Annotated in this window: 16 protein-coding genes; 2 read left to right on the forward strand and 14 right to left on the reverse strand. The window is 68.7% G+C overall.

Annotated features, from left to right (window positions below; all coding sequences use genetic code 11):
- The first annotated feature begins 16 nt into the window (after window positions 1-16).
- Window positions 17-742, forward strand: coding sequence for a copper homeostasis protein CutC (locus tag A9Z05_RS23215; protein ID WP_069620173.1), 726 nt, complete (start codon window positions 17-19; stop codon window positions 740-742).
- A gap of 149 nt (window positions 743-891) precedes the next feature.
- Here A9Z05_RS23215 and bioB read toward each other — a convergent pair whose 3' ends face one another.
- From bioB to aceK, 9 genes are all read right to left on the reverse strand, one after another.
- Window positions 892-1,911 (reverse strand): biotin synthase BioB, encoded by a 1,020-nt coding sequence (gene bioB / locus A9Z05_RS23220; protein WP_069620174.1) that lies wholly within the window; start codon window positions 1,909-1,911, stop codon window positions 892-894.
- Window positions 1,912-1,950: 39 nt separating this feature from the next.
- Window positions 1,951-2,673, reverse strand: coding sequence for a dethiobiotin synthase (gene bioD / locus A9Z05_RS23225; RefSeq protein WP_069620175.1), 723 nt, complete (start codon window positions 2,671-2,673; stop codon window positions 1,951-1,953).
- Entirely contained in the window at window positions 2,670-3,857 is a 1,188-nt protein-coding gene (gene bioF, locus A9Z05_RS23230) for an 8-amino-7-oxononanoate synthase (RefSeq protein ID WP_069620176.1), read from the reverse strand. The genes bioD and bioF overlap by 4 nt, the downstream gene beginning before the upstream one ends.
- Window positions 3,854-5,200, reverse strand: coding sequence for an adenosylmethionine--8-amino-7-oxononanoate transaminase (gene bioA, locus A9Z05_RS23235; RefSeq protein WP_176730240.1), 1,347 nt, complete (start codon window positions 5,198-5,200; stop codon window positions 3,854-3,856). Before bioA ends, bioF begins: the two co-directional genes overlap by 4 nt.
- A gap of 509 nt (window positions 5,201-5,709) precedes the next feature.
- The gene (locus A9Z05_RS23240) at window positions 5,710-6,981 is read right to left on the reverse strand and encodes a dienelactone hydrolase family protein (protein WP_069620178.1); all 1,272 of its coding nucleotides are present in this window, start codon (window positions 6,979-6,981) and stop codon (window positions 5,710-5,712) included.
- Between the two features lie 106 nt (window positions 6,982-7,087).
- Window positions 7,088-7,525, reverse strand: a complete 438-nt coding sequence (locus A9Z05_RS23245; protein WP_069620179.1) for a YchJ family protein — start codon at window positions 7,523-7,525, stop codon at window positions 7,088-7,090.
- A 39-nt stretch (window positions 7,526-7,564) separates the two neighbouring features.
- The gene (locus tag A9Z05_RS23250) at window positions 7,565-8,242 is read right to left on the reverse strand and encodes an SDR family oxidoreductase (protein WP_069620180.1); all 678 of its coding nucleotides are present in this window, start codon (window positions 8,240-8,242) and stop codon (window positions 7,565-7,567) included.
- Between the two features lie 111 nt (window positions 8,243-8,353).
- Window positions 8,354-9,121, reverse strand: coding sequence for a carbonate dehydratase (gene can / locus A9Z05_RS23255; RefSeq protein ID WP_069620181.1), 768 nt, complete (start codon window positions 9,119-9,121; stop codon window positions 8,354-8,356).
- 56 nt (window positions 9,122-9,177) lie between these two features.
- Window positions 9,178-10,995: a bifunctional isocitrate dehydrogenase kinase/phosphatase gene (gene aceK / locus A9Z05_RS23260; protein WP_069620182.1), complete on the reverse strand. Its 1,818-nt coding sequence runs from the start codon at window positions 10,993-10,995 to the stop codon at window positions 9,178-9,180.
- 303 nt (window positions 10,996-11,298) lie between these two features.
- On the opposite strand from aceK, the gene A9Z05_RS23265 reads away from it, so the two are divergent.
- On the forward strand, window positions 11,299-12,378 hold the full coding sequence (locus A9Z05_RS23265; protein ID WP_069620183.1) for an MBL fold metallo-hydrolase: 1,080 nt from the start codon (window positions 11,299-11,301) through the stop codon (window positions 12,376-12,378).
- Window positions 12,379-12,394: 16 nt separating this feature from the next.
- On the opposite strand, the gene A9Z05_RS23270 is transcribed toward A9Z05_RS23265, so the two are convergent.
- The 5 genes from A9Z05_RS23270 to A9Z05_RS23290 all read right to left on the reverse strand — a co-directional run bounded on the left by A9Z05_RS23270 (window position 12,395) and on the right by A9Z05_RS23290 (window position 18,663).
- Window positions 12,395-14,047: an ABC-F family ATP-binding cassette domain-containing protein gene (locus A9Z05_RS23270; RefSeq protein WP_069620184.1), complete on the reverse strand. Its 1,653-nt coding sequence runs from the start codon at window positions 14,045-14,047 to the stop codon at window positions 12,395-12,397.
- Window positions 14,048-14,239: 192 nt separating this feature from the next.
- On the reverse strand, window positions 14,240-15,844 hold the full coding sequence (locus tag A9Z05_RS23275; protein ID WP_069620185.1) for an ABC transporter substrate-binding protein: 1,605 nt from the start codon (window positions 15,842-15,844) through the stop codon (window positions 14,240-14,242).
- 420 nt (window positions 15,845-16,264) lie between these two features.
- On the reverse strand, window positions 16,265-17,038 hold the full coding sequence (locus A9Z05_RS23280; RefSeq protein ID WP_069620186.1) for an SDR family oxidoreductase: 774 nt from the start codon (window positions 17,036-17,038) through the stop codon (window positions 16,265-16,267).
- 19 nt (window positions 17,039-17,057) lie between these two features.
- Window positions 17,058-17,696, reverse strand: a complete 639-nt coding sequence (locus tag A9Z05_RS23285; protein WP_011694426.1) for a thiol:disulfide interchange protein DsbA/DsbL — start codon at window positions 17,694-17,696, stop codon at window positions 17,058-17,060.
- A gap of 70 nt (window positions 17,697-17,766) precedes the next feature.
- Window positions 17,767-18,663 (reverse strand): SPOR domain-containing protein, encoded by an 897-nt coding sequence (locus tag A9Z05_RS23290; RefSeq protein ID WP_069620187.1) that lies wholly within the window; start codon window positions 18,661-18,663, stop codon window positions 17,767-17,769.
- Between the last annotated feature and the right edge of the window lie 88 nt (window positions 18,664-18,751).

Below are 18,751 nucleotides of genomic sequence, written 5' to 3' on the forward strand. Positions count from 1 at the left end.
GATTCGCGGGCCGCCCATGAACCGACATGCCGCTTCTTCCGTTCTCCTCGAAGTGATCGCCACGACCGTCGGCGATGCGAAGGTCGCCGCCCGCGCGGGCGCCGACCGCCTCGAACTCGTGACCGCGATCACCGAAGGCGGGCTGACGCCGAGCGTCGGCCTGATCGAGGCCGTCGTGGCCGCCGTGCCGATTCCCGTCAACGTGATCGTGCGTCCGCACAGCCGCTCGTTCGTCTATGACGCCGACGAGCTGCGCGTGATCGAGCGCGACGTGCGCGCGGCCGTCGCGGCCGGCGCGAACGGCGTCGTGTTCGGCGCGCTCGATGCGCGCGGCGACGTCGATCTCGGCGCGCTCGCCCGGATCGCGGCCGCCGCGGACGGGCGCGCGCTCACGTTCCATCGCGCGTTCGACGTCGCGCGCGATCTGAACGCCGCGTTCGACGCGCTGTTGCGCGTGCCGGCCGTCACGTCCGTGCTGACGTCGGGCGGTCATCCGTCGGTGCTCGACGCGGTCGCGACGATCACGCGGCTCGTGCGGCAGGCGGCGGGCACGACCTGCACGGTGCTGGCCGGTTCGGGGCTCACGGTCGACGCGGTCGGCGATTTCGTGCGCGCGACCGGCGTGCGCGCGGTGCATTTCGGCTCGGGCGTGCGGCCGCGCGGCGAGGTGCTGGCGCCCGTCGACGCGCAGCGCGTCGAGCGCGTGCGCGCGGCGCTCGACGGCGCGGCGTCGCACGTGTAATGCGTATGCCGAAGCTGCGCGTCGGCGCGTCGAGAACACCGTCGATTCATGGCGCGTCGCGCGACCCGATGCCGACGGTCGGGTAAAACAAAAGCCGGGGCATGCCCCGGCTTTTTCATCGGCGGGCGCGGCGCGCCGGCCGCTATCGCTTACGCGTTGTCCGCCAGCGCGTCGGCCTGGCTCGCGCGGATGCCGAGCCGCTCGAACAACGCACGGTCGCGCTGCGTCTGCGGGTTGCTCGTCGTCAGCAGCTGGTCGCCGTAGAACATCGAGTTCGCACCCGCGAGGAAGCACATCGCCTGCATCGCGTCGTCGAGCTGCTCGCGGCCGGCCGACAGGCGCACCACGGCCTTCGGCATCGTGATGCGGGCGACCGCGATCGTGCGCACGAATTCGAACGGGTCGAGCGGCGCGGTGCCTTCGAGCGGCGTGCCTTCGATCGCGACGAGGTTGTTGATCGGCACCGATTCCGGATACGGGTTCAGGTTCGCGAGCTGCGAGATCAGGCCCGCGCGCTCGCGGCGCGATTCGCCCATCCCGATGATGCCGCCGCAGCACACGTTGATGCCCGCGTCGCGCACGCGGTCGAGCGTGTCGAGGCGGTCCTGGTACGTGCGCGTCGAGATCACCTGGCCGTAGAACTCCGGCGACGTGTCGAGGTTGTGGTTGTAGTAGTCGAGGCCCGCGTCGGCGAGCTGCCGAGCCTGTTCGTTTTCCAGCATGCCGAGCGTCATGCAGGTCTCGAGGCCGAGTTCCTTCACGCCGCGCACCATTTCGGTCAGCGCGGGCATGTGGCGCTCCTTCGGGTTGCGCCACGCGGCGCCCATGCAGAAGCGGCTCGCGCCGTTCGCCTTCGCCGCGCGCGCGGCGTCGAGCACCGTGTCGACGTCCATCAGCTTCTCGGCCTTCAGGCCCGTGTCGTGATGCGACGACTGCGAGCAATAGCCGCAGTCTTCCTCGCAGCCGCCCGTCTTGATCGACAGCAGCGTCGACAGCTGCACCGCGTTCGCGTCGAAGTGCTCGCGATGCACCTGCTGCGCGCGGAACATCAGATCGTTGAACGGCAGCTCGAACAGCGCGACGACGTCGGCGACGCGCCAGCGCTGCGGGGCCGGCGCAGCCACGGGAATCGCGTCGGGTTGCACGGCGGCGGTCTGGGCTTGGGTCATTTCGTTTTCCTGTCCTGGCGGGATGGGGGATCGGTTGGGTCAATGCCGCGCGGTGCGCAGCGACTCGACGAGCGCGGCGATGTCGAGCATCGCCGCGGCGGATTCGGGGGCGGCCGGCGTCATGTGCGCGATGCGGCCGAGCAGTGGCGCGCGGTGCTCGCGCGCGAGCCAGTCGCGAATCGTCGCGACGTTCTCGTCGGCGAATGACATGGCCGGGTCGACGTGGTTCGCGACCCAGCCCGCGAGCGTGAGGCCGCGAGCGACGATTGCATCGGCCGTCAGCAACGCGTGGCTGATGCAGCCGAGCCGTACGCCGACGACGAGCACGACGGGCAGGCCGAGCGCGACCGCGAGATCGGCGGTGTCCTGCGTGTCGTTCAGCGGCACGCGAAAGCCGCCGACGCCTTCGACGACGACGACGTCCGCGCGCGTCAGCGCTTCGCGATGGCACGCGACGATCGTGTCGAGGTCGAGCGTCACGCCTTCGTGCGCGGCGACGATATGCGGCGCGGCAGGCGCCTTCAGCAGGAACGGCGTGCGCAGTTCGGGCGGCAGCACGACGTTCGCGGCCGCGTCGAGCTGGTCCGTGTCCTCGTTGCGCCACACGCCGTCGCGTTCGTACGCGCCGGCCGCGACCGGCTTCAATGCGGCCGCGCGCAGGCCGTGCCGCGCGAAGCCGTGCAGCATCGCGGCCGACACGAAGGTCTTGCCGATTTCGGTGTCGGTGCCGGTGACGAAGACGGACAGCGGGGCGGTGGTCATGCCGCTGCCTCCTCGCTGGCTTCGATCAGCGCGGCTTCGAGCCTTGCCAGATCGTCGAACGAATGCGCGGCCGACAGCGACACGCGCAGCCGCGACGTGCCGGCCGGCACCGTCGGCGGCCGGATCGCCGGCACCCACAGGCCGTGCGCGTCGAGCGCGCGCATCGCCGCGAGCGTCGCGTCGTTGCTGCCGATCACGAGCGGCTGCACGGCCGTGTGCGAATCGACCGGCTGCCAGCGCGTGCTGCGCAGCAGCGCGCGCGTGCGTTCGATCAGCGCGGCGAGGTGCGCGCGGCGCGCGTCGCCTTCGTCGCCCGCGATCACCTTCAGGCTTGCCGATACCGCATGCGCGACGGCCGGCGGCGCGGCCGTCGTGAAGATGTAGCTGCGCGCGCGCTGGATCAGCCATTCGATCACGGTCTCATGCGCGATCACGAATGCGCCCGCGACGCCCGCCGCCTTGCCGAGCGTGCCGACGTACACGAGATTCGGCGAACGCAGCGCGGCGGCGGCAAGCGCGCCGCGACCCTGCGGGCCGAGCACGCCGAAGCCGTGTGCATCGTCGACGACGAGCCACGCGCCGTGGCGTTCGGCCAGCGCGACGAGCTCGGCGAGCGGCGCGATATCGCCGTCCATGCTGAACACGGTGTCGCTGACGATCAGCTTCGTTTGCGCATCCGATGCGTCGAGCAGCGCGGCGAGCGCGGCCATGTCCGCATGCGGATAGACCTGCACGTTCGCACGCGACAGCCGCATGCCGTCGATCAGCGACGCGTGGTTCAGTGCGTCGGAGAAGATCGTCGCGCCCTTGCCGGCGAGCGCCGTCATCGCCGCGAGGTTCGCCATGTAGCCGGTGCTGAAGTACAGCGCGCGCGGCGCGTCGGAGAAGCCGCCCGCGAAGCCCGCGAGTTCGTCTTCCAGTTTGGCGTGCGCGCGCGAATGGCCGCCGAGCAGGTGCGAGCCGCCGCTGCCGGAGCCGTAGCGCTGCGCGCCTTCGGCGAACGCGGCGACGAGCGCCGGATGCGCGGCGAGGCCGAGGTAGTCGTTGCTCGCGAAGCCGACGATCTCGCGGCCGTTCACGGTCATGCGCGCGTCGCACGCGGTGTCGGCGATGCGTCGCACGCGGCGCAGCCCTTGCGCGTCGAGGTCGGCGAGGCCGCGTTGCAGGGTGTCGAGCAGGCTCATCGGCCGAGGTCCTCCAGCGTCGCGTCGAGCGTGTCGCGCGTGCGCTGCGCGAGCCATGCGATGTCGTCGTCGCTCATCACGTACGGCGGCATCAGGTACACGGTCGTGCCGATCGGGCGCAGCAGCAGTTCGCGCGCCAGCGCGTGTTCGAAGAAACGCCGCGAGAAGCCGCGCGCCGCATCGCCGTCGAGCGCGACGTCGAACGCGAACAGCGTGCCGCGCTCGCGCGGGTGGCGCACCTGCGGATGCGCGTCGAGCGGCGCGAGCGCCGCGCGCAGCGTCGCCGATTTACGGGCGTTGCTCGCGAGCACGTCGTCGCGCGCGAACAGGTCGAGCGTCGCGACTGCCGCGCGGCACGCGAGCGGGTTGCCCGTGTATGAGTGCGAATGCAGGAAGCCGCGCGTCGTGTCGTCGTCGTAGAACGCCGCGAACACGTCGTCACGCGTGAGCACCAGCGACAGCGGCAGGTAGCCGCCGCTGATGCCTTTCGACAGGCACATGAAGTCGGGCCAGACGCCGGCCTGCTCGCACGCGAAGAAGGTGCCGGTGCGGCCGCAGCCGACCGCGATCTCGTCGGCGATCAGGTGCACGCCGAATTCGTCGCACAGTGCGCGCAGCCCGCGCACGTACGACGGATCGTGCATCGCCATGCCGGCCGCGCACTGCACGAGTGGCTCGACGATCAGCGCGGCGATCCGGTCGCCGCGCTCGACGAACAGGCGCCGCACGTCCGCGAGCGCGCGGCCAGCGACGTCGGCGGCCGTCTCGCCCGGCAGCGCGCCGCGCGCATCGGGCGACGCGACCACGTGCGCGTGGCGGATCAGCGGGTCGTACGCATCCTTGAACAGCGCGACGTCGGTCACGCCGAGCGCGCCGATCGTCTCGCCGTGATAGCTGTTCGCGACGCAGACGAATTCCTGCTTGTTCGGGCGGCCGCGGTTGCGCCACGCGTGGAAGCTCATCTTCAGCGCGATCTCGACGGCCGACGCGCCGTCCGACGCGAAGAACGCATGGCCGAGCGTGCGCGCGGTGAGCGCATGCAACCGTTCGGCGAGCTCGATCGCCGGTTCGTGCGTGCAGCCGGCGAGCATCGCGTGCTCGAGCGTGTCGAGCTGGTCCTTCAGCGCCGCGTTGATGTCCGGGTTCGCATGGCCGAACAGGTTCACCCACCACGAGCTGATCGCGTCGAAATAGCGGCGGCCGTCGCGGTCGTACAGCCACACGCCCGCGCCGCGCGCGACGGGGACGAGCGGCAGGCGCTCGTGGTGCTTCATCTGGGTGCAGGGGTGCCAGACCGCGCGCAGGCTGCGCGCGACCCAGTCGTCGGTGGCTGGCGTACTCAAGGCGACTCCGGGGGTAAAACGACCGCGCGGCATCGACGGGATGCCGCGCGGCGCAATACGAAACGCGCAGAGATTAGCGTGTTCCGCCGGACGTTGCACTAGCGGTTACAAACGCCGCACAGCCTTGCTGGGCGGGAGTTCGGCGCAGTTCGGGGGTGCTCGGAACGGAACGCGGCGGATCAGGCGAAATGCGCGCAGATGACGACGTTCGAGTGACACCCCCCGACAGAAAAAAATCGCGGGGCGGGGGCGATGCAGCGACGAAATATGGGGAACGATGAGGGTGCGGTATTTGCGGCGACGAGGGGCGATCTTGCTTCGTGCATCGTCGGATCGACAGGGGGCGGAAGGCCCGGATGGTTGGACGAGATCTGGCGCGAATTCAAGTCGATTGCTCGTCAAAACGAGCATTACGCGGCGTGTGCCCGATTGGACGAGCAGCCGGGGCGTGCCGCGGCGACCTTGAAGCGACGGCGCGCGAAGGAGAGGCAGGAGGAACGACGACCGCGTCAGCGCGAAGCCAGTGCGCGCGTATCGGTATCGTGGGCGTGATCGTCGCCGCTGTCGGCCGTCTGTGTCGTGTTGGCGTTCCACACGACGCGGTCGTTGACCGCATACAGCCGGCACGCGCCGGCGCCTTGCTTCGCGCAGTTGTCGAGCGCGAGCGCCATCGGGTCGTCGCCGCCTTCGGCCCACGACCATGCGCCTTCCGACGACACCGCGAACGCGCGGCTCGGATGCTGGTTCAGGAAGCGGCGATAGCCTTCGCGGCCCGCTTCGTCCACGTACGGCACCGCGTTGACCGCATCGATCGATGCGTAGCCGGTGGCCTTCGGCTCGTGCGGGTCGGCGACCGCATAGCGCACCGCGGTCGGCAGGTTCAGTTCGGCGAGGAAGGCGTGCACGGCCGGCCACCATACGGGCACGCCGTCGCGATCGACGATCAGCCGGTGCGCATCGTCCTTGTAGCGGCCGAAATCGATGAAGCGGGCCTGCGTGCCGTGCGACACGTACGCATCGTGCATCTGCGCGACGAGCGCGGGCGTCCACACCGAATCGTTGTCGCCGTACAGCCACAGCGACCGCACGGCCGTATGCGCGCCGTAGTGGTCGAACGCGTCGACGAGGTTGCGCTGCCAGCCGTCGCAGAGGTCCTGGCGCAGCCCGCCGGAGAAATTGATGATGCCGCGCACGCCCGCCGCGGCTTCGGTGCCGTACGCGACCGACGCGAGGCCGCCGTGCGACGTGCCGGCGACGACGATGCGCGACGCATCGACGTACGGCTGGCGCGACATGTAGCGCACCGTCGCATCGACGTCGGCGGCCTGCGCGAGGCCGTTCTTGCCGACGTTGCAGCCTTCCTGCTGGTACGTGCCGCCCGAACCGGCGAAGCCCTGGCGATTCGGGGCGATCACCGCATAGCCGCGGCGCACGAATTCGCGCGCGAACGCGAGCGGCCGGCTGCGCGGCTGCAGATGGAGATCGCCGGTATTTTTGCCGTGGTTGAAGACGACGAGCGGGAACGGGCCGGGCCCGTTCGGCTTGAACAGCGTCGCCTCGAGCGTGATGGCGCCCGAAGCGTCGGCCGGAATGCGGAGGATCTGCTCGTTGAGATCGGCGGCGACCTGCGGCAGGTTCGAGTCGGCGTAGTCGAAATGCTCGGCGTGGGCGAGCGACCCGCTGGCGCCCGCACCCGTACTGGCGCTCGGCAGCGTACCGGCCTGAGCGGCCGACAGCGCACAGGCCGCCATCCATCCCACCAATACCTTGCTGAACGCCATCCGTAAGCCCTGCCATGCAACATGACCAATTCGAGCCCATCGTAGCCCGACAAAATCAGGTTGTGCAATGCGGGAATTACCCGGCGTCTGACATGGCAACTATTTGTCAGCGTTCACTTACTTCGCCGTCGACATAGCGCCAGAATCCCTGCTCGTCGCGCTCGAAACGGCTCGTCTCGTGCAGCCGGTAAGCGCGTCCGCCGACCTTGTAGCGCGCCACGAATTCGACCTCCGCGTGCCGGTCGTCGAGCGGTACGTGGCGTTTGACCGCGAGGCCGAGCCAGCGCGGCGCGTCCGGCGCTGCCGGGTCGGCCTCGAGATCGGGCGGGCAGGTGCGCGCGGCCCACGTCGCGCGCAGGTAATCGGTCGCGCCGAGCACGTACGCGCTGTACCGCGAGCGCATCAATTCGAGTGCGGTCGGGGCGGCTTGCCCGCCGTCGATGAAGCGGCCGCAGCAGGCCGCGTAGCGCGGCGCCGGCGCGTTGCCGGCGGGTGCGGGGGAGGCGCCGCCGCACGGGCACGCGTCAGGTCGGTTCAAAATCATGCGAAATGCGAATTAACAACGTCCGGTTACCGGCGCCGCTCACCAGCTGAGCTCGATGCCGTCGTACTGGAAGAACCGGCCGTTCGCCTGGGATACGTCCGAAGCGGATTCGGCGATCACGCGACGCATGCCGGTCACGCTCGTTTCCGGATCGATCGCGGCCTGCGCGCCGCCCATGTCGGTGCGCACCCAGCCGGGGTGCAGCGAAATGCACGCGGCATGACGCGTCTGCAGCGACGCGATGCGCAGCGCGTCGTTCAGCGCGGCCTTGCTCGCGCGGTACAGCCAGCCGGTCGTGCCGGTCGCCTCGGCGATGCTGCCCATCCGGCTCGACACGACGGCCAGCACGCCGCGCGCGTCCTCGACGAGCGGCAGCAGGATCGGCAGCAACTGCATCGGCCCGCGCACGTTCGTATGCATCACCGTGTCGAAATCCTCGGCGGTGATCGTCTCGACGCCTTCGGTGCGCGGCCCGTACACGCCCGACACGAGCACGGCCGCATCGAGCCGCTCCCCGTCGAGCTTCCAGCCGAGCGCCGCGATCTGCGCGGGCTGCGCGATATCGAGCGCATGCGGCTGCGCGCCGAGCGCACGCAACGCATCGAGCGACGCCGCGTCGCGCGCGGTGGCGATCACGTTCCAGCCGTCGCGCCGGTATTGCCGGACGAATTCGCGGCCGAGGCCGCGCGATGCGCCGACGATCAATACGGTTTTCATGCCGTCGCTCCTTGGGTTGGCGCCGCCGAGGCAGTGCCGGTGTCAGATCCGTTCGATGCGTGCCGCGCCCGCGTGGCAGCCGCCGTCAGGCGGCTGGCGCGTCACTGCACGTTACTGCGCGTCGTCGCACGGCTTCAGCGTGGCGGCGACCGCCTGCGCGACGTCTTCGAGCTGCGCGGCGTCCGCCGCGACCATGTCGTTGTCGGGCGCGTGCTGGCCGCGTGCGGTCAGCGCCGCCACGCAGCGCCGGTAGGTTGCGTCGAGCGCGTCGAAGTTCGACACGGACATCCCGAGGTTGCGCATCCGGCCGTCGTGCACGCCGTACACGAGCCCGTGCACGGTGAGCGACTGGCCGCGCGCCCACGCGTCGTTGACGATCGTCGTGCGGCACACGTTGACGACCTGTTCGATCGAATTCAGCTCGATCAGGCGGCGATACCGCGCTTCGCCGACCGGCCATTCGTCGAGCAGCGCCGCGTGGCGTTCGCGCACGTCCTGCACGTGATGCAGCCAGTTGTCCGCGAGGCCGACGCGGCGGTTGTGCAGCGCCGCGTTCACGCCCGAGCAGCCGTAGTGGCCGACGACCATGATGTGCTTCACGCGCAGGATGTCGACCGCGAACTGGATCACCGACAGGCAGTTCAGGTCGCTGTGCACGACCACGTTCGCGATGTTGCGATGCACGAACACTTCACCCGGCGGCAGGCCGATGATCTGGTTCGCCGGCACGCGCGAATCGGAGCAGCCGATCCACAGATATTCCGGCGCCTGCTGATCGGCGAGCCGTGCGAAGAAATCGGGATCGTCGGCGAGCTGGCGCTTGACCCAGGCATCGTTGTTGTCGAACAGATGTGAAAGCGGATTGTCTTGGGTAGTCATCGGTGTGGATTCCGTTGGCGGAAATCAAGTCGATATCGTATCGGGTGTTGCCGGCGTCAGGCGGCGCGCTGCGCGTCGCCTGCGTCGTCGTTCCGGCCCGTCGCGTCGAAGCGCGCGGGGTAGCGCACGCTGAAGCGCAGGGCCGTGTCGTACGGATAAAAATCGGGCAATTCGCCCTGCATCAGCTTGTCCTTGCTCGCCTGCCATAGCGCGGGATCGAAAAAGTCCGCGTGATGCTTCATGAAGACGTCGCGCACGCGCGGGTCGCCGAGCAGAAACGGCCCGTAGGTCTCCGGAAAGATGTCGTGCGGGCCGACGGTATACCACGGTTCGCCGGACAGCTCGTCTTCCTCGTTGCGCGGCGCCGGCACGCGCCGCACGTTGCAGTCGGTCAGGTACTCGATCTCGTCGTAGTCGTAGAACACGACGCGGCCGTGGCGCGTGACGCCGAAGTTCTTGTACAGCATGTCGCCGGGGAAGATGTTCGCCTTCATCAGCTCCTTCACCGCGTTGCCGTATTCCTTCACGCCGTGCTCGACGTCCGCGTCGCTGCCGTTCTGCAGATACAGGTTCAGCGGCGTCATCCGGCGCTCGATGTACAGGTGCTTGATCACGAGCTTGTCGTCCTCGTATTCGAGCAGCGACGGCACTTCCTTCTCGAGTTCGCGCACGAGCGCGTGATCGAGCCGCGCGAGCGGCAGCGCGACGCTCGAATACTCGAGCGTGTCGGCCATCCGACCGAGGCGGTCGTGGCGCTTCACGAGCTGGTACTTCTCCATGATCTGCGCGCGCGTCGTTTCCTTCGGCGGCGGGAAGTGATCCTTGATGATCTTGAACACGTACGGGAACGACGGCAGCGTGAACACGAGCATCACGAGGCCCTTGATCCCGGGCGCGATGATGAAGCGGTCGCTCGAATGCGACAGATGGTGCAGCAGGTCGCGGTAGAACAGGTTCTTGCCCTGCTTCTGCAGCCCGACCGACGTGTAGATCTCGGCCTTCGGCTTGCCCGGCATGATCGTGCAGAGAAAATCCACGTACGCGGACGGCACGCCCATGTCGACGAGGAAGTACGAATGCGAGAAGCTGAAGATGATCTGCAGCAGGTCGCGGCGCAGCAGCACGGTGTCGAGCGCGAGCACGCCCGGGCGCACGTGGCGGATCGGCACCGCGAACGGCAGCACGCGATCGGCGTTGATGATGCGGCCGACGATGTACGCGCTCTTGTTGCGGAAGAACAGCGACGACAGCACGTGGATCTGGAAATTCGGCGCTTCGTCGAAGTGGCCGAATTCGTCGTCGATCGCCTGCATCACGCAGCCGATGTCGCGCGAGAGATCCTCGAACGCCGGCTCGAGCTGGAAGTTCGTGACGATGCGCTCGAGCGTGACCGCGAGCCCGTCGGTGCCCGGATAGTACGCGCGGTAGGTCGGCTTCGCGGCCGGCTCGTCGTTCTCCAGGTACTCGGTCGAGATCGCCGGGCGCACGAAGATGAAATCGTTGCTGAAATACGAGCGGTGCAGGATCTTGCAGCACACCGAATTGAAGAAGGTTTCCGCGCACTCGGGCTGGCGGTGCGACGTGAGTAGGCCAATGTAGTGCAGCTTGATCTGCTGCCACACTTCGTCGTCGATGTTCTCCGCGTCGTATTCGTCCTCCAGCACCTCGACGCATTCCTTCACGCGATCGTCGTACGACGTGATCCGCTCGCGCGCGAGCCGCTGCAGCCCGTGCCAGTCGCCGCGCTCGAACAGCGTCTTCGCGTCGACCGCCGCTTCGCGGAAGATCCGGTAATGGCGATCGAAGTATTCGAGCATCGTCTGCGCGACGTCGAAACCGATCTGCGACGACAGCAGTTTGGGGAAGTGATTCATCGCGTGCAGGCTCGTTCAAGGGGCTGTAAGCACTCGCCATTTTAGCGCCCAAGTCGGCGTTTCAAGGACTTTCGCAGTGACGCGCGAGCGGTCGTGAATCGGCGTGTTGTTCGCCGTTGGGCGCCGTTCGGCGCATCTTCGCGTAAAGATACGGGTACGGAACCGATTCTGACACGAACTTTTTTGCGGCGGTCCGGTGCGCGTCGGGCACCTGTTTCGCGCGACGGCGATAGAATCGACGCACGCCCGCCGCGCGCTGCCGCCGGCGCGCATTCGCACCGATAACGACGAGACGCCCCACCGATGAACGCCCTGGAACACCAACTCGACTATCCCTTCGCCGATACGCTGCCCCCCGCGGGCGACACGTTCGAGGTCGCGCCCGGCGTGCGCTGGCTGCGCATGCCGCTGCCGTTCTCGCTCGACCACATCAATCTGTGGCTGCTGCGCGACGAGATCGACGGGCAGGCCGGCTGGACGATCGTCGATTGCGGGATCGCGTCGGACGCGATCCGCACGCACTGGGAGCGGATCTTCGACACGCATCTCGACGGCCTGCCCGTGCTGCGCGTGCTCGTCACGCACTGCCACCCCGATCACTTCGGCCTCGCGAACTGGCTGTGCGAAGGCGGCGACAAGGGCCGCTGGAACGTGCGGCTGTGGATGACGCTCGGCGAATACCTGTTCGGCTGCCTGATGGCGGCCGGCAACGGTTCGAACGCGGGCGGCGCGGCCGCCGCCGAGCACTTCGCGCGCCACGGGCTGACCGATCCGGCCGCGCTCGACAAGCTGCGCAACCGCCGCAGCTATTACTCGGACCTCGTGCCGGCCGTGCCGCCGCGCTACCGGCGCCTGCGCGAAGGCGACGCGGTGACGATCGGCGCGCGCACGTGGCGCGTCGTCACCGGCTTCGGTCATTCGCCTGAACATTGCGCGCTCCACAGCGACGCGGACGGCGTGCTGATTTCCGGCGACATGGTGCTGCCGCGCATCTCGACGAACGTGTCGGTGTTCGATCTCGAGCCGGAAGCGAACCCGCTCGCGCTGTACCTCGAATCGCTCGGCCGCTACGAGACGATGGCGCCCGACACGCTCGTGCTGCCGTCGCACGGCAAGCCGTTCCGCGGCGTGCGCACGCGCATCGCACAGCTGCGCGAACACCACGATGCGCGCCTGGCCGAAGTGCGCGTCGCGTGCGCGCAGCGGCCGATGAGCGCGGCCGACATCGTGCCGATCATGTTCCGCCGCCGCGAGCTCGACATCCACCAGATGACCTTCGCGCTCGGCGAGGCGCTCGCGCACCTGAACCTGCTGTGGCTCGCGGGCGAACTCGTGCGCGAGCAGGGGGACGACGGGGTGCTGCGGTTCCGCATCGCCGGCTGAGCGCGCTTCGTCGTCGTTACGCGACGGGTTCGTAACGCCATCCGTCGCGCTGCCACTGCATCGTGTGCGTCGGTTCGAGCGCCGCGAGAAACGCGGCGTCGTGCGACGCGACCACGATCGCGCCGGGGAAGCCGGCCAGCGCGGCTTCGATCGCGCGCACCGATTCGAGATCGAGGTGATTGGTCGGCTCGTCGAGCAGCAGCAGTTGCGCGGGCGTGCCGCGCCACAGCGCGCAGGCGAGCGCGGCCTTCAGCCGCTCGCCGCCGCTCAGTTGCCGCGCCGGTTGCGTCGCCCGTGTCGCATCGAGTTGTAGCAGCGCGAGACGGCTGCGCAGGTCGCCTTCCGCGAGCGGCGTATCGAGCGCACCCAGTTGCTCGACGACCGAGCGCTCGGGGTCGAGCAGCGCGAGCCGCTGGTCGAGATACGCGGCGCTCACGTGCGTCGTGCAGCTACCTGAACGCGGCGCGAGTTCGCCCGCGAGCATCCGCAGCAACGTCGACTTGCCGCAGCCGTTCGGCCCGGTCAGCGCGATGCGCACGGCGCCGCTCGCCGACCACGTGATCGTGTCGGCGTCGCCCGCGACGCGCCACGGCAATCGAGCGCACTCGAGCGTGAACAGCTGGCGGCGCGCGCTGACTTCCGTGCCCGGCAGCGAGACGAGCACCGGCGCGTCGGCTTCGACGCGCGCGGCCGCTTCCTGCACGCGCGTGTCGAGCGTCGCCTTGAAGTCGCTCTGATGGCGCCGGACCGTTCCCATGATCGCGCGCGCCGCGCCCTTGCGGCTTTGGCGCGCCATCGACGACAGGTTGGCCGTCTTCGCGTCGCGCAGCGATGCGGCCGCGTGGCGCTGGATCGTGTCGTGCTCCTGTTCGAGCCTGCGCCGCACGCGCCCGCGCTCGGTGCGCGCATGATCGAGCGCCGCGTGCGCGGCCTCCTGTTGCGCGTCGCGTTGCGCGCGGTAGAGCGCGTAATTGCCGCCGTACGAGCGCGCGCCGTGCGGCGTCAGCTCGACGATGCGCTGCACGCCGGCGAGCAGCGCACGGTCGTGGCTGACGATGACGACGCCGCCCCGCCAGCCGTCGAGCGCCGCGCGCAGCCAAGCGCGGCCCGGTGCGTCGAGATGGTTGGTCGGTTCGTCGAGCACGAGCAGGCCGGCGCCCGACAGCAGCGCGCCGATCAGCGCGACGCGCGCGAGCTGGCCGCCGCTCAGCGCGTGTGCGGGCGTGTCGGCGCGCACGTCGTGCAGGCCGGCCGCGTCGAGCGCCGCGCGCAGCCGCTCGGCAAGATCCCAGCGATCGCCGATCAGGTCGAAGTCGTGCGGTGTCGCACGGCCGTCCGCGAGACGCGCGAGCGCGCCGAGCGGCGCATCGAGCGCGGCGATCTGCGCGACGGTCGGCGGGGCGGCCGCCGCGTCGGCGCGGTCGTGATCGTGCTGCTGCGCGACGTAGACGACGGGCGCATGCCGCTCGATCGTCCCCGCGCTCGGCGCGCGCCGGCCCGCGATCAGTTGCGCGAGCAGGCTCTTGCCGACGCCGTTGCGACCGACGATGCCGGTCGGCGTGCGGTCGATGGACAGGTCGAGCGAATCGAACAGCGTGACGCCGTCGTCGAAGCGGAAGGAAACGTGATGAAGCGCGACGAGCGCGCCGGTGGGCGTGGCAGCAGCCATAAGCACCTCCAAAAATGCATGAAGACCTTCGCGCGCGGCGTGCGTGGCACGGGCGGCGAAAACATTTCGGGAAGGCTTAGTTGTTCACTTTGGCTGGCGTCCGGTATAAGGAATGAGCGCGCAGTGTAGCAAGCGCGGCGCGCGGGCCGCAAGCGAGCGGCGTGTGCGCCGTCGCTTGCGCGCCACGCACGGTTATTGCACGGCGACCGTCGTGAAGTTCTGCCGTCCGAACGGACTCACGTGATAGCCGCTCACGTTGGTGCGCGTGAGCGCGGCCGCGGTCGGGTAACCGAGCGGGATCCACAGCGCCTCGTCGTGGATGATCTTCTGCGCGCTTTCATAGAGCTTCGCGCGCTTGGCCTGATCGGCGGTCGACTTGCCGTCGGCGATCAGCTTGTCGAGCTGCGCATCGCAGAAGCGTGCGAAGTTGATGCCCGACTTCACTGCGTTGCAGCTGAACAGCGGCGACAGGTAGTTGTCCGGATCGCCATTGTCGCCGGCCCAGCCCATGAACAGCATGTCATGCTGGCCGAGCTTCGCCTGCTTGATCAGCTCGCCCCATTCGATCACCTTCACCTCCGCCTTCACGCCGACCTTCGCGAGATCGGCCTGCAGCAGTTCCGCGCCGACCTTCGGGTTCGGGTTCAGCACGCTGCCGGTCGGGCGCGTCCAGATGGTCGTCGAGAAGCCGTTCGGGAAGCCGGCCTGCGCGAGCAGCTGCTTCGCCTTCGCGGGATCGTACGCATACGGCGCGACGTCCTTCGCGTAGCTCCACGTGTTCGGCGGATACGGGTTGTTCGCGGCCGTCGCGGTGTTGTCGAACACGACCTTCAGGTAGGTCGCGCGGTCGAACGCGAGGTTCAGCGCCTCGCGCACCTTGTCGTTGTCGAGCGGTTTCTTCTGCGTGTTCAGCGCGACGAACGCGGTCATGAACGCGGGCGTCTGCACGACCTTCAGCGCGCTTTCGCCCTTCGCGGCGAGCACGTCCTGAGGCTTCGGCGACAGCGCGATCTGGCATTCGCCGGCCTTCACCTTCTGCAGTCGCACCGACGGGTCGGGCGTGATCGCGTAGATCAGCCGGTCGACCTTCGGTTTCGTGCCCCAGTACGTCGGGTTCGCGTCGTAGCGGATCAGCGCGTCCTTCGTATAGCTCTTCAGCACGAACGGGCCGGTGCCGACCGGCTTCGCGTTCAGGTCGGCCTGCTTGCCGGCCTTCAGCAACTGGTCCGCGTATTCGGCCGAGTAGATCGACGCGAAGCCCATCGTCAGGATCGGCACGAACGTCGCGTTCGGCTCGTTCAGCACGAATTTCACCGTGCTGTCGTCGACCTTCGTGACCGACTTCACGAGCTTCACGAGGCCCATCGATTGCGCGTGCGGGAAGCCGCTCGCGCCGGCCACCTTGTGCCAAGGGTTCGCATCGTCGAGCATCCGCGCGAACGTGAACACGACGTCGTCCGCGTTCAGCGCGCGGCCCGGCTTGAAATAGTCGGTGGTCTGGAACGCGACGTTCGGGCGCAGGTGGAACGTGTACGTGAGGCCGTCGGCGCTCGCGTCCCATTTGTCCGCGAGCGCGGGTACGACTTTCTTCGCGGCTTCGTCGTAGGACACGAGCGTGTTGAAGATCACGTCGGCCGACGCGTTGGTCGTGACGAGCGAGTTGTACTGCACGACGTCGAAGCCGTCCGGGCTCGATTCCGTGCAGACGGTGAGCGGCTTGGCGGCGGCGACGCCGGGGGCGGCAAGGGCGGCGAGGGCCGTGGCCACGGCGGCCGCGGCGAACAGCTTGACGTGCATAGGATCTCCCACGTGGCGTGTGTTTTTCGCTGGATGACGGAGGCAGGCGCGGCCCGGAAGCGTGCAGGGCCGGCGCGGCTGACGAATAGCATACCGTCAAAGCGCGCGGCGCGTGAAAAAAGGCGTCGGAACGCGGCGAATTGACCGAAAAACGGCTGCGTTCGCGACGGAACGGGTGTTGATGCGGCGGAGCGGGTAGGGCGAGCGCGGCGTGGGGGCGACGGGCGGGACGAGTGGCTGCGAATACGCGGCGGAAATGCGCGGCGCGACGCGCGCGACGGAACGGAGTGCGGCAGCGGTGCGCGGTACGGGGTGCGATACGAGGGGAGAGATCCGCGCGGATTCGCGCGGTATCGCGATGCAGGTCAGGCCGCGGCGCGACAGCGATCCGGCGAGACGCGCGCCGGATCCGCGACGCACTCAGTGCGCGCCGGCCTTCGGCTTGCGCGGCGCCTTTTCGAACAGGCGGTCGTACAGCCAGCGCGGCAGCACGTGCAGCACCTTCGCGACGACCCCCATCTGCCATGGAATCACGCGGAACGCGTGCTGCCGGGCGATCGCGCGCGCCGCGCGCGCGGCGAAGCGGTCGGCGTCCATCAGGAACGGCATCTTGTACGGGTTGTGCGCGGTCATCGGCGTGCGAATGTAGCCGGGCGCGATCGTCACGACGCCGACGCCGGCCGGGCGCAGCTCGACGCGCAGCGCTTCCAGATACTTGATCGCGGCCGATTTCGACGCGCTGTACGCGCCGGAGCCGGGCAGCCCGCGCACGCCGGCGACGCTCGCGACGCCGACCAGCGTGCCGTGGCGCACGGCCGTCATCGGGCCGACGAACGGCTCGAACGTCGCGACCATCCCGTAGTAGTTGATGTCCATCACGTCGCGGAACGCGGCGAGGTCGCCCTGGCCCGTGACGGCGCCCTGGCTGATGCCCGCGTTCGCGATCACGACGTCGGGGCAGCCATGCGCGGCGATGAACGACGCGGCGGCCGTCGCGAGCGCGTCGGCGTCGCGCACATCGGCGGAATAGACGGAGATGGACAGCTTCGGGAAACGCCGCGCGAACGCGTCGAGTGCATCGGTGCGCCGCGCGACGAGCGCGAGCGTGGCGCCCTGGCGGGCGTATTCGTCGGCCATCGCGAGGCCGAGGCCGCTCGACGCGCCGGTGATGAAGACCTTCAGCGGAGTAGTCATGCCGGCGCGCGGGCGGGGATCAGAGCTTCTTGTCCTGAACCTGCTTCACGAGGAAGTCGAGCACCTGCGCGGTACCCGGGATGCTGTTCGTGTAAGCCGGACCCGTCTTGTACTTGCCCTGGACGACGACCGTCGGCACGCCGTCGATCGCGTAGTCCTTCAGCAGCTTGGCCGACTGGTTCACCTCGCCCTGCACGCTGAACGAGTTGTACGCGTCCATGAACTTCTTCTTGTCGACGCCTTGCGTGGCCAGGAAGTCGGCCTGCGCCTGCGGCGTCAGCAGATAGTTCTTCTGCTTGTGGATCGCGTTGAAGATCGCCGGCGTGACCTTCTCGGAAATGCCGAGCGCGGACACTGCGTAGAACAGCTTCGAGTGCGGGAGGAAATCGTCACGGAATGCGACCGGCACGCGCTTGAAGTCGATGTTGTTGCCCTGTTTCTTCACCCAGGCCTCGATCGTCGGCTCGAATTCGTAGCAGTGCGGGCAGCCGTACCAGAAGAACTCGATGACCTCGACCTTGCCGGCCGGCGCGGACACCGGCTGCGGCGACTTCATCACCTCGAAATCCTTGCCGGCGGCCGGCGCGGCGGGCGAAGCCTGCGCGAGGCCGGCGGCCAGGCCCAGGGACAGAAGGAGCGTGCTAAGCAGTTTTTTCATGTTGTGAACGTCGAATCAGTTGCTCGGGTTACGGAACGTAACGGGTTCTGCGTGGGCGCGGCCGGTTGGCTTACTGCTTCGTGAAGCGGATCACCGCCGTGTCGACACCTGCATCGGACAGGCGCTGACGGGCCGAGTTCATATCCTCGAACTTCGAGAACGGGCCGACGCGCACGCGGAAGTAGGTCACGCCGCTGACGTCGCGCTTCGACACCTTCGATTCGAAGCCCTGGAAGCCGAGGCGCGCACGCTGCTGTTCGGCATCGCCTTCCGTCTTGTACGCGCCGACCTGCAGGAAGTAGCCGGTGTTCGCGTCGTTCGCGGTCGGCGGCTTCGCCGTTGCTGCCGCGGCGGCCGTGGCCGACGACGTCGGCTTCGGCGTGTTCGCGGCCTGCTGCTGTTGCTGCTGCTTTTGCGCGGCGGCCTGCTGCGCCTGCTTCTGCGCGGCGAAGCGTGCGAGGTCGTCCTCGCTGCCTTGCTGCTGTTGCTGCGCCTGTTGCGTCTTCTTCGGCGGCGGCGTGGTGTCGGCCGGCTTCGGCGCGACGGCGACGCCGTTGCCCGACGACGGATTGTTCGACGCGGCGGTGTTGTTCGAGCCGGTGGCGCCGTTCGTGTTGCCCGACGGCGGCACTTCGACGATCTGCGGCTCGGGCAGCAGGCCGCCCTGGGTCTGGTTCGCGGCCTGGCCGGGCGCGGTGTTGGGCGGCGCGGATTGCGCGGCCTGCGGCACCGGCTGGCCGGGCGTCTTGCCCTGCAGCGCGCGGTTCGGGTCGAACTGCTGCGGCTGGCTCGCGCCGTTGTCTGCCGGTGGCGGCGCGACCTTCGACACGAACGGCGACGGCGAACGCGTGATGTAGAGCGCCACCACCACGGCGATCGCGAGGCCGACGATCAGGCCCAGCACGATTCCAAGAAATGTCCCTCCTGCTTGTTTCGATTGCTTCGAAGTTCGGCGTGGTTGTGCCATTGCTTGAGTCACCTGCAAAAAGAATCGTGAGAGGGCTGCGGCGGGCGTCCGCCGGCGGGCATCCGCCGGCAGGTGCCGCCGCGGCCAT

The sequence above is a fragment of the Burkholderia sp. A2 genome (assembly GCF_001729305.1).
Classification (GTDB): Bacteria; Pseudomonadota; Gammaproteobacteria; order Burkholderiales; family Burkholderiaceae; genus Burkholderia; species Burkholderia sola.